Annotated in this window: 10 protein-coding genes; 4 read left to right on the top strand and 6 right to left on the bottom strand. The window is 53.3% G+C overall.

Annotated elements, in window-relative coordinates:
- Positions 1-37 precede the first annotated feature (37 nt).
- A complete protein-coding gene (locus B3K89_RS07645) occupies positions 38-1,015 on the top strand; it encodes a Fic family protein (protein WP_345907231.1) in 978 nt (325 codons plus the stop codon).
- Here B3K89_RS07645 and B3K89_RS07640 read toward each other — a convergent pair.
- From B3K89_RS07640 to B3K89_RS07620, 5 genes are read right to left on the bottom strand one after another with little or no spacing between them, the layout of a single operon-like run.
- The gene (locus tag B3K89_RS07640) at positions 1,009-2,082 is read right to left on the bottom strand and encodes a Gfo/Idh/MocA family protein (protein WP_293892236.1); all 1,074 of its coding nucleotides are present in this window, start codon (positions 2,080-2,082) and stop codon (positions 1,009-1,011) included. The genes B3K89_RS07645 and B3K89_RS07640 overlap by 7 nt on opposite strands.
- A 17-nt stretch (positions 2,083-2,099) precedes the next feature.
- On the bottom strand, positions 2,100-3,134 hold the full coding sequence (locus B3K89_RS07635; RefSeq protein WP_293892239.1) for a zinc-dependent alcohol dehydrogenase: 1,035 nt from the start codon (positions 3,132-3,134) through the stop codon (positions 2,100-2,102).
- A 3-nt stretch (positions 3,135-3,137) separates the two neighbouring features.
- Complete coding sequence (locus B3K89_RS07630) at positions 3,138-4,229, bottom strand: sugar kinase (protein WP_293892242.1); 1,092 nt, start codon at positions 4,227-4,229, stop codon at positions 3,138-3,140.
- A 15-nt stretch (positions 4,230-4,244) separates the two neighbouring features.
- On the bottom strand, positions 4,245-5,690 hold the full coding sequence (gnd, locus tag B3K89_RS07625; RefSeq protein ID WP_293892245.1) for a decarboxylating NADP(+)-dependent phosphogluconate dehydrogenase: 1,446 nt from the start codon (positions 5,688-5,690) through the stop codon (positions 4,245-4,247).
- Positions 5,691-5,702: 12 nt separating this feature from the next.
- The gene (locus tag B3K89_RS07620; RefSeq protein WP_293892247.1) at positions 5,703-6,545 is read right to left on the bottom strand and encodes a MurR/RpiR family transcriptional regulator; all 843 of its coding nucleotides are present in this window, start codon (positions 6,543-6,545) and stop codon (positions 5,703-5,705) included.
- A 146-nt stretch (positions 6,546-6,691) separates the two neighbouring features.
- Between B3K89_RS07620 and B3K89_RS07615 the strand changes: the two genes are divergently transcribed.
- The 3 genes from B3K89_RS07615 to B3K89_RS07605 all read left to right on the top strand — a co-directional run bounded on the left by B3K89_RS07615 (position 6,692) and on the right by B3K89_RS07605 (position 9,739).
- The gene (locus B3K89_RS07615) at positions 6,692-7,966 is read left to right on the top strand and encodes an ABC transporter substrate-binding protein (protein ID WP_293892249.1); all 1,275 of its coding nucleotides are present in this window, start codon (positions 6,692-6,694) and stop codon (positions 7,964-7,966) included.
- Between the two features lie 67 nt (positions 7,967-8,033).
- Entirely contained in the window at positions 8,034-8,912 is an 879-nt protein-coding gene (locus tag B3K89_RS07610) for a carbohydrate ABC transporter permease (protein WP_293892251.1), read from the top strand.
- 11 nt (positions 8,913-8,923) lie between these two features.
- Complete coding sequence (locus B3K89_RS07605) at positions 8,924-9,739, top strand: carbohydrate ABC transporter permease (protein ID WP_293910750.1); 816 nt, start codon at positions 8,924-8,926, stop codon at positions 9,737-9,739.
- On the opposite strand, the gene B3K89_RS07600 is transcribed toward B3K89_RS07605, so the two are convergent.
- The gene (locus B3K89_RS07600; RefSeq protein WP_345907230.1) at positions 9,729-10,616 is read right to left on the bottom strand and encodes a damage-control phosphatase ARMT1 family protein; all 888 of its coding nucleotides are present in this window, start codon (positions 10,614-10,616) and stop codon (positions 9,729-9,731) included. The genes B3K89_RS07605 and B3K89_RS07600 overlap by 11 nt on opposite strands.
- Positions 10,617-10,627 lie beyond the last annotated feature (11 nt).

Below are 10,627 nucleotides of genomic sequence, written 5' to 3'. Positions count from 1 at the left end.
GCGTATTTGTACGGACTGACACACACTGCTCACCCAATTGGGTATTTCGAATCTCAAGGAATTTGAGGCGCGGACCTTCACCGATGAAATCTATCATTCACATGAGATAGAGGGGGAGATCCTTGAGCAGCAGAGAATCTACTCATCAATCTGCCGAAGGCTCCAAGTTCCCAATGCATCGATGCAGCTTTCCGGACCTCATATTGAAGGTATTGTCAAAACGTTGTTGGAAGCTTTGGAATGTGCACAGTCGCCGCTCTCGCACCAGAGACTGTGGTCTTGGCACAGAACCTTGTTTCCACAGAATTTGAGTGGACCATTCCTCATTCATGCAGGAGCGTACAGAACAGATGCCATTGCAGTGATTTCTGGATCCTCCAAGAATCAGGAAGTTCTGTTTGAAGCCCCCTCCGCAGATCTTGTACATCAAGAAATGGAGGCTTTCATCGCATGGATCGATGAGCCAAGCAACATCCCCGCTTCAATTCACAGTGCTATAGCTCATCTTTGGTTTCTGACCATCCATCCATTTGAGGACGGAAATGGAAGGATGGCAAGAATCATCGGAGACTATACATTTAATAGGCATCATACAAAAAACCAAGTCTTATTCAGCCTTGCCACCCAGCTCAAGAAGCATCAGAGCGAGTATTATGAACAGCTTCGCCAAGCACAAACGGGAAGTCTTGATTGTACCAACTGGATACGCTGGTATCTTGGACAAATTCGCGAAGCCCAAGAACAGGCAATCCAGAGTTGCGAAAAGACGCTGCATGTAAGACACCTGTTTGAGCGACTGACTTTGAATGAACGCCAGCGTTCCATGATCGTGCGGTTGACTACGGATTTTTATGGATCCTTGACAACCCGGAAATGGGCGAAACTCATGCATTGCAGCCATGATACTGCAATGCGTGATATCAAGGATCTAATACATAAAGGGGTGCTCAAGCAATCCGAACGCGGAGGAAGAAGCACCAGTTACGTTCTGGTGCTCCCACAGTCTCTTCAATAGCGGATCGGTTTTCCTTCTTTCTGGCTGCGGTACATGCCCTCGATGAGCTTGACCGTTTCCCTTCCTTCCTCTCCGCTGCTGATCAGCTCCTCTTTGCCAAGGATCGCTTGTGAGAAATGTTCCTGTTGTTTGGTGAAGAAATACGCTACTGCATCGATTGAGTTGAAAAAAGCTGTGTCCTCATCCTTCCAACGGCCCAGGTTCTGCTGCTCACCCTCAATCGTCCACAGGTCGTTGACCGGCGGTTCCAGGATGCTGCTGCGCCCGGCAATGAACATCGCACCCCCATCGGTCTGCACCCCGACCGAGTAGGCCGATGAGCCGTGGACATGCACCTTGGCATGGATGCCCGGCTTCTGGGAGTTGGATACAAGGATCGAGGCCATGGCGCCGCTTGCAAATCTCACTACTGCGACGGCGCTGTCCTCCACCTCGATATAGGGGTGGTTTATGTTGTCCCACTGGGCATACACCTCCTTGACCGGGCCGAGAAACCAGTGCAGCAGATCAAGTTGATGGGGTGCCTGGTTTATCAGGACTCCACCGCCCTCAAGGCTCCAGCTGCCACGCCAGGGATCACTTGCATAATACGCTTCGTCGCGCCAGCCGAGCATGGTAACCTGGCCGAGCATCGGTGTTCCCAATTTTCCGTCCTCGATGGCTTTGTGGATGCGCAGGCTTGCAGGATACCACCGCCTCTGACTGATCACCGAAAGCAATTTCTTCTCAGCCTTGGCTGTCTCGACCATGGCGTCGCAGTCGCTGACAGTGAGGGCCATCGGCTTTTCCACCAGCACATGGGCACCCGCTCTCAGGGCGGCAATGGTGTGTTCCTTGTGAAGCGGGTGTGGCGTGGTGATGATCACCGCATCGACCTTCGCTTCCTTGACCATGAGGTTGATATCTGTATAGGCAAGAATCCCAAACTCCTGGGCAAAGGCCTGAGCCTTGCCCGAATCGCGACCCCATACTGCAACAAGGGTGCTGTCCTTGGCATCCTTGAGGGCCTTTGCGTGGATGGTAGCCACTTTCCCGTATCCAATCAGAGCATATCGTACCGTATTCATTGCATGCCTCGCCTTATTCAGGGAACCAAGACAACTTTCAGCAGGTTGTCCTCTCGGTTGTACAGCTTGTCGAACCAAACTTTGCCTTCCTTCAGGGGAGCGACCTTGCTGATCAGGTCGGTGACGTCAAGCTTCTTGTCCGCCATCATCTTCAGTACCGTCGGATACTCGCCGTTGATGGCGCATGAACCTTGGAGCCTGATTTGCCGGGTTACCACACTTTGCAGCGGCAAATCGATGGTAGGGGTGACATTGCCCACCAGAACAACCGTTCCTCCCTTGCGCACCAGCGAAATTGCCATATTGATCGGGCTGCTGGCGCCGACCGCTTCATAGACGAGCTGAAACATTTCACAGCTCGTGATGGATTGTACCTTTTCAAGCAATTGGGAATCGCGGGGATCGATGGCAAAGTCGGCACCAATTTCAAGTGCTTTCTTTCTCCGTTGTTCATCCATCTCGATGGCGATGATGTTGCCGCTGGTCATCGTCCTGAGCAGCTTGATCACCAGCAGGCCGATCAGGCCGGCACCGACAACCGCCACATCCTCGCCAAGTTTCGGTGCTGCAAGGCTGATGGCATGGGCAGCAACTCCTGCGGGCTCGGCCATTGCAGCCTCCTCGAAGGAGAGACCTTGAGGAAGGTGAAAGAGCACCCGCTCTTCGATGAGGGCGTACTCGGCAAAGATCCCATCCTGGTGATAATCACTGCAGCTGACTCCGAGCACCCTGCGATTATCACACAAGTTGAACAATCCCTGCTTGCAGAACGGGCAGGAGCCGCAGTAGATGGTTGAATCGAAGGTCACCCGGTCACCAACCTTGAAATTGGCAACCAAAGATCCAACTTCCTCAATAATCCCGCTTCCCTCATGTCCCATGATTATGGGGGGCCTGCGTCTACCGGTCGACCCATCATAGCCGTGGACGTCGCTGCCGCAGATGGATGCAGCCTTGATCCTAACCAATACTTGGGTGGGGGAGAGCAGCTTGGGTTTTGCAACTTCCTGAATCTCCAAATTTTTGTATGCTGTCAATACGAGTGCTTGCATGCTTTACCTCTGAATACGGGCGCTGCCGCCTTGGGCAAGAGCCTCGACCTGGGAGAGAGTCGCCATGGTGGTGTCTCCGGGATAACTGGTCAACAGGGCTCCGTGAGCCCAGCCAAGCCTGAGTGCATCTTCAGGTTCCTTGCCTTCCAACAGGCCGTAGATCAAGCCGCTGGCAAAGCCGTCGCCGCCACCGACGCGGTCATACACATCAAGAACGCAGGTCGGTGCCTGATACCCTTTCCCATCAAGGAAGAGCACGGCGCTCCAGCGATGCCTGTTGGTGGACAGTACCTCACGCATCGTCGTAGCGACTGCCTTGACAGTGGGAAAACGCTTCTGCACCGACTCCATCATGCCGTAGAAGGAGGTGGGGTCGAGCTTGTCGGCCTTGACCACCTCAGGACCTTTCAGTCCGAGTCCAAGCTGCAGGTCCTCTTCATTCCCGAGCAGTACATCGACATGTTCGACGATGGATGAGAGGATTTTCTGTGCGTGTTCTTGAGGTTTGTCGGAAAGGGATTTCCAGAGTTTCTCCCGGTAGTTGAGGTCGAAGGAGACCACCGCTCCCTGATCCTTGGCTTTCTGCATCGCCTTGATGATCAAATCGGGGGTGGAGGGGGAGAGGGCAGAGAATATGCCACCGCTGTGAAACCAACGAACGCCTCCTCCAAACAGTTCATTCCAATCAAAGCTATGCTCGTCCAAGAGGGCTGCAGCCTCATTGCTTCGATTGTAAAACACCACAGGAGGTCTCAACCCTTGTCCGCGGTCGCTGTAGACGTGGGCCATATTCGGGCCGCGGACTCCGTCGTGTGCAAACCGCTTATAGAAGGCTTTCACCCCCATTCGACGTACTTCAGCCTCTATTTTCAACCCGATGGGGTAATCGACCATCGCACTGGCGATGGCTGTTCGCTGTCCAAACGCCCTGCTGAGGTTTGCCGCGACGTTGAACTCCCCGCCGGAGACATGTGTTTCCAGCTGGGAAGCATATTCAAAAGGGATGACTCCAGGATCGAGGCGGACCACAAGAGCTCCGAGTGAGAGCAAATCCAGATGGGCATGCTCCTTGGGAATGAGTGCAAGCTGAGCCATACTATCCTCCTCAGGTCAAATGCTGTACGTAGTGGAAGCGGTGTTGCCGCCGCGGCCGGTCCAATTGGTATGGAAGAACTCACCTCTCGGTCGGTCAACCCGTTCATAGGTGTGTGCGCCAAAGTAATCCCGTTGGGCCTGCAGGAGGTTTGCCGGAAGATTCTCGGTGCGATAGCTGTCAAACCAGGACAGTGCTGCAGACAGCGACGGGGCGGGAATCCCGTTCAGTGCTGCAGCGGCAACCACCTGCCGCAATTGCTGGTGGGTCTTGGTCAGGATACTGGAGAAATAGGGGTCGAGAATGAGGTTCTTCAGTGCCGGATCGGAGCTGAAGGCTTGGCTGATCTTATCCAGGAAAGCCGAGCGAATAATGCATCCGCCTCTCCAAAGAAGGGCGATGCCGCCCAGATTCAGGTCCCACGTGTTCACCTCTCCGGTCGTCTTGATCAGGGAGAAGCCTTGGGCATAGCTGATGATCTTCGCTGCATACAGAGCAGAGCGCAGAGCCTCGATGAAGGCCTTGGTGTCGGCAACCGGTGCAGACGGTTTGAAATCGAAGACCTTGCTTGCAGCAATGCGTTCCTCCTTCTGGCTGGAAACGCTGCGGGCAAAGACCGATTCAACAATCAAGGTGAGAGGGACACCTGCATGCAAGGCGCTGATGCCGGTCCATTTGCCGGTTCCTTTCTGTCCGGCGGTGTCCAGGATCTTGTCCAGGAGAGCCGATCCATCCTCCTCCTTGAATCCAAGGATGTCACGGGTGATTTCAATGAGGTAGGAGTTGAGTTCCCCCTCGTTCCACTCGGAGAAGACAGCTTGCATCTCATCGTTGGAGAGTCTGAGCAATTTTCTCATCAGGTCATACACCTCGCCGATGAGTTGCATGTCCCCATACTCGATGCCGTTGTGCACCATTTTGACAAAGTGACCGGCACCGCCGCTGCCGATCCAATCACAGCAGGGAACATCATCCACATGGGCTGATATGCTCTGAAAAATCGGCTTGACATGCGGCCAAGCCTGAACAGAGCCTCCGGGCATGATGGAAGGGCCTTTCAGGGCTCCCTCTTCACCGCCGGATACACCGGTCCCGATGTACCACATGCCTTGGTTCTCGACATAGGCCATCCTTCTTTGGCTGTCCTCATAGTTGGAGTTGCCTCCGTCGATGATGATGTCTCCCTTGTCCAACAGGGGAAGCAGGGCTTCGATGGTGTCATCCACCGCCTGACCCGCCTTGACCATCATCATAACCTTGCGTGGCTTCTCCAATGCTTCCACAAGCTGACGCAGGCTGTGGGTGCCGATGATCTGCTTTCCCTTTGCCCTGCCTTCGATGAACGAATCCACCTTTTCGATGCTTCGGTTGTATACTGCAACGCTGAATCCCTTGCTCTCAAGATTGAGCACCAGGTTCTCTCCCATTACTGCGAGGCCGATCAGGCCGATGGTTGCTTTCATAGCTATTCTCCTCTAGATGCGCCGCTTTGCGATGACACTTCTCATTTTATTCAAATTCTCAACTCCAGCCTCGCCAAGGTGCTCAAGCACCTCCACATAGAGGACATCGATGAGCACCAGGCTGGTGATTCTTGCGGAAAAGGACTCGGCCACCACCGAAGAGGCGGGACTGCTGACACTCAGCACCAGGTTGCCCAGCTTGGCCAGAGGCGAGCGGGTGTTGCTGGTCAAGACAATCAAAAAGCAGCCGTTGTTGCGAAGCTCCTCGGCAAGAGCCAGGGTATCGTGCCCGACTCCCGTATGGGAGATGAGCAGGGCGACATCGTCCGCTCCCGCTTGGCTTGCAAGCATCAGCTGCATATGGTAATCGGATGCGTATTGGCAGTTCAGCCCGGTGCGGATGAGTTTGTGATATGCATCCTGGGCCAGGATGTTCGACCCCCCGAGACCCATCAGAAAGAGTGCGTGTGAAAGGGCAAACCGCTTGGCCGCTTCCTTGAGGATGCTGCGGTCAAGCTTGGTGTAGGTCTCTTCAAGGTTTTTTCTTGCATTGGCAAAGACCATGTCCGCAGGATCTTCGCCTTTGGAGACTTCGGTTTCAAAGAGTTGTTCGCTGGATGGGATGGTCTCCCGGGCCAAGGCGATGCGAAAGCGCTGGTAGCCGCTGTAGCCGAGTTTGCGGGCAAATCGTACCATTGTTGATTCGCTGATGCCGATCCGCTCGGCAAGTTCCTCAATGCTGGGATTCACCGACTCCTTGGGGTGCTCGAGGATGAAGTCTGCGATTTTCTTCTCTTTGGTGCTGAGTGTTGCATACTTGCTGCGGATGGTATAGATGGCACTGACTTCCTGCATCGGATTCCCTCCCCCCTTGCTTCATAGTATAGTATGAAAAAAATATTCAGGCAATCAGAAATAAATATTCATTTATCGCTTCACTTCTGGAAAAAACGGGGTATACTATAAAAAAGGTGTACAAAGTAAAAGGAGTGTAGTGTAGTATGAAAACGAGAAATGTACTGGTTGTCATGGCACTGGTATTCTGCTTGGCCTTCCCCCTGTTTGCACAGGGCACCGCTGAGACAGCACAAAAACAGGAGATCCGCGTTCTATTGGCAAACCATCCCTATGGCGAGCTCTTGAAGACCAAGATTCCTGAATTCGAAGCAAAGACCGGCATCAAGGTCAACTATGAGAGCTTGCAGGAGAGCCAGCTGACCAACAAACTCACCACCGAGTTTGCCACCAAGAGTTCGACCGTCGATGTATTCATGACCCGTCCTTTGCAGGAAGGTCTGATGTTCATCAAGAATGGTTGGTATGAAGGCCTGGATAGCTACAACTTTGCAGACTACCCGGCCAACTCGGTCGATATCGGCAGAAAAGACGGCACAGCCTACATCGTACCGTTGGTAACCGAGTGGCAGGTACTGTACTATCGCAAGGACCTTTTCAAGCAGGCCGGGCTCTCTGTTCCTACGAACTTCACCGAGCTTGAAGCTGCTGCCAAAGCCTTGAACAAGGACGGCGTAGCTGGCTTTGCTTCCCGCGGAAAGGGTGCTGCAGCCGTTACCCAGCTCTCCAGTTATGTCTATAACTTTGGTGGCAGGTACCTTGATGGCGGCAAGGCTGTATTTGACAGCCCCGAGGCACTTGAGGCCATCCGCTACTACGGCAGGCTCTTGGGCAACTATGGCCCGCAGGGTGTGACCAGCATGTCTTGGGAGAATATCATGCCTGTATTCCAAGCCGGCAAGGTTGCCATGTGGACTGATGCCTCGGTCTTCTACGGCCAGATTGTCGATCCCACCAAGACCCAGATTCCTGCTGCCGACATCGGTATCGCCCAGCTTCCCAGAGGCCCGAAGGACGATAGTCCGTTCATCGTCGTATCTTGGGGCATGGCGATGTCCTCTGCTTCCAAGAACAAGGATGCGGCAAAGCAGTTCCTCGACTGGGCGACCAGCAAGGAACTTGCCATCCAAGGCATGCTTTCCAACATCACCATGGCCCGGGATTCTGCATGGGCTGATGCTGAAGTCAGAAAGGTCATGAACCCTGGACTGGTTGAGACCCAGGCCCACGCTGCAAAGAACGGCTATCCGTATGACCGCCCGTTCATGAGCTCTGTCGGCCAGGCCCGCGATCTTATCGGTGAAGTAATCATCGAGTCCATCAACACCAAGGGAACGAGTACCAAGCTTGCGTCTTTGGCACAAGAGAAGGTAAAGGCGGTGAATGAACTGCTGAAGGCCGACGGTGAATACGGGCTGTAGACCTGATTGAGTCATTTTTGGCCGACCGGATACATCGGTCGGCCACTTGTGCGACAAGGAGTTTTCTATGGTGCGACAAGGATTCTTCGAGAAAAATCTGAGGTACATCTTCCCGCTTCCGGCTGTTCTCTTTGTAGTTGTCCTGATGGTATTTCCTGTGGCTTATACCTTCTTTCTCAGCTTTACGGATTGGACGCTCACCAGCGGCAGGCCGCTGTCGGTGGTTGGACTGAATAGCTACCTGCAGGTTCTGAAGGAGCCTCGTTTCCTGGAAGCTTTGGGAAGAACGTTCTATTTCACGTTCGGATCAGTAATCGTGGAAATGTTGCTCGGTACCGCCTTGGCCCTGATTCTCAACCGTAGCTTCAAGGGAAAGGGCGTGGTAAAGACCCTGCTGCTGCTTCCCTTGGTGGCGACACCCGTTGCCATCGGTATTGTGTGGAACCTGTTTTATGATCCAACCATCGGCATTCTGAACTATGTGCTCAGCGTGCTCAAGCTTCCCCAAAGCGGATGGGTCAGCGATGCCAAGACCGTGATGCCTTCGCTGATCATCGTTGATATTTGGCAGTGGACTCCGATGATCACCATCATTGTGCTCGCAGGTCTTGCCGGCCTTTCCTCCGAACCGTATGAGTCTGCCATGGTGGATGGGGCCAACTCCCGTCAAGTGCTCTTTCGCATCACCCTGCCCATGTTGATGCCTACCATTCTCACTGCCGTGATTCTCAGGGCCATCGACGCCCTCAAGACCTACGACATCATCTATTCCATGACCGGCGGCGGGCCCGGCTATGCTTCGGAGAACCTCAACGTACTTGCTTTCAAGTACAGCTTTGAATATTTCAGGATGGGACAGAGTGCGGTGATGCTCGTATTCCTTTTCATCATCGTCCTGCTCTTCAGCCTTCTGGTTATGCGGCTGCGTAGAGCCTTTGAGCTGTAGGGGAGGTGAGTATGAAGGAAAAACGTGTAACAACCATTCTCTACGGCTTCGTCCTGGTCCTGATCATCATCCCCATTCTTTTCCCTTTCATCTGGATGTTGATGAGTTCATTCAAGACCCAGGTGGATATCATCAGCTGGCCTCCGAAGTTCATCTTCAAGCCGGTGATGCAGAACTATAACCGGGTGTTCGTCGAGCAGAATTTTTTGCAGTACATGCAAAACTCCCTGATTGTTTCGGTGGTCAGTGTTTTCTTCTCCCTTTTGCTGGGCCTGCCTGCCGCCTATTCCATCGCCCGCTACAAGCAGAAGAAGCTTTCGGTTTTCATCCTGGTCGCCCGCCTGATGCCCGGCATCTCCTTCTTGATGCCCTGGTACATTGTCTTCTCTCGTCTGGGGCTGATGGACAGCTATGTCGCCTTGATCCTCAGTCATATGCTCATCGCCCTGCCGTTGGTGGTCTGGGTCATGTCCCCGTACTTCGACTCGGTGCCCAGGGAACTGGAAGAGGCGGCCATGGTTGACGGACTTACGCAACAATCGGCCTTTTTGAAGATCCTGCTTCCTCTCTCCGGACCCGGTGTTGTCACGGCGACTACGCTGAGTTTCATTTTCAGCTGGAACAACTTTATGTTCAGCCAGGTGTTGAGCCAACAGAACACGCGTACGCTTCCTATTGCAGTCTACAACTTCCTCTCGTATGTCGAGGTTGACTGGGGTGCGGTGATGGCTGCGGCAGTGACAATCATGGCCCCTGCAATCGTGCTGACGATGTTCTTCCAGAAGTATGTAGTCAAAGGCCTGACCATGGGCGCCGTTAAAGGCTAGGGCGACTGTTCCGTTTGAGCACCAACTCCCGCATTTTGCCTCCGGTATGTTCCACGATCACCTCACATTTGATGATAAAGAGAAAGAAGATGGGTCCACTTTCTTCTGAGAGTGCCTCGAAGTTTCCTTGGCCCTTGCTGATGATCATATCTGCAGCGTGGTACAATTCCAAAAAGGCGGGGTCGGCTTGGCTGAGAACCAAACCCGGGGTCTTGCTGCCGCTGGAAACCACTGTGGCAACCGTATCGAGTCCGCAGTCCAAAGCATCCTTGACCAGCACATCGTTGAGTATCGGGTAACCCCGGGTGACGAACGTGAGCTCAAGATGTGGGAACTGATCTGCCATGGTCTCCAACAGGACCCGGTCGAAGACGATTTCTCCGGCATTGTCGGCAATGTACAGTACTTGTTTTGCAGACTTGAGAGCTTGCTGGAAGGCATCGAACTCAAAGAGCGACGAGTTCGTTCCTCCTAGTTCCTGTTGCAAAATCTTTGTAATTTCCCCTTGCACGTTTATACCGCTGGGAAACGCTCCATAGTCGATGATATTCCCTGCACATGCGAGTTTGACAGCGGTTTTTAGGGGAGTGGATGAGGTGTGCACCATCGTGCGCAAATCATCGATTACCGCTAGGGCTTCCTTGTTGCTCATGGTTTTGACGTCGAGGTAGGGGTCTTCTCGTCCCGTTTTTTCAACAAACAGACGTTGCATATGATAAGCCATCTCAGGCGGACTCAACTCCAAAGGGAAATGCTTCAGTTCATTTCCGATAACATCCATGATTTGTTTGATCGATTCTGAGGAAAGACCCAGCAGTCTTCCTGATTCCAGGATTTGTTTGAAAAAGCAAGGGAGACAATCAAGTGAAGTATGCATACTACCGACTA

It is taken from the genome of Sphaerochaeta sp. UBA5849, assembly GCA_002432715.1.
Lineage (GTDB): Bacteria > Spirochaetota > Spirochaetia > Sphaerochaetales > Sphaerochaetaceae > Sphaerochaeta.
Note: the sequence above shows the minus strand (reverse complement) of the source record. Positions and strands in the feature narration are given on the sequence as shown.

Bases quoted from the DNA above. Each gene is read 5' to 3' on its own strand.
- B3K89_RS07640 (WP_293892236.1), bottom strand. From the start codon at position 2,082: ATGAATACGGTACGATATGCTCTGATTGGATACGGGAAAGTGGCTACC.
- B3K89_RS07635 (WP_293892239.1), bottom strand. From the start codon at position 3,134: ATGCAAGCACTCGTATTGACAGCATACAAAAATTTGGAGATTCAGGAA.
- B3K89_RS07630 (WP_293892242.1), bottom strand. From the start codon at position 4,229: ATGGCTCAGCTTGCACTCATTCCCAAGGAGCATGCCCATCTGGATTTG.
- gnd (WP_293892245.1), bottom strand. From the start codon at position 5,690: ATGAAAGCAACCATCGGCCTGATCGGCCTCGCAGTAATGGGAGAGAAC.
- B3K89_RS07620 (WP_293892247.1), bottom strand. From the start codon at position 6,545: ATGCAGGAAGTCAGTGCCATCTATACCATCCGCAGCAAGTATGCAACA.
- B3K89_RS07615 (WP_293892249.1), top strand. From the start codon at position 6,692: ATGAAAACGAGAAATGTACTGGTTGTCATGGCACTGGTATTCTGCTTG.
- B3K89_RS07610 (WP_293892251.1), top strand. From the start codon at position 8,034: ATGGTGCGACAAGGATTCTTCGAGAAAAATCTGAGGTACATCTTCCCG.
- B3K89_RS07605 (WP_293910750.1), top strand. From the start codon at position 8,924: ATGAAGGAAAAACGTGTAACAACCATTCTCTACGGCTTCGTCCTGGTC.
- B3K89_RS07600 (WP_345907230.1), bottom strand. From the start codon at position 10,616: ATGCATACTTCACTTGATTGTCTCCCTTGCTTTTTCAAACAAATCCTG.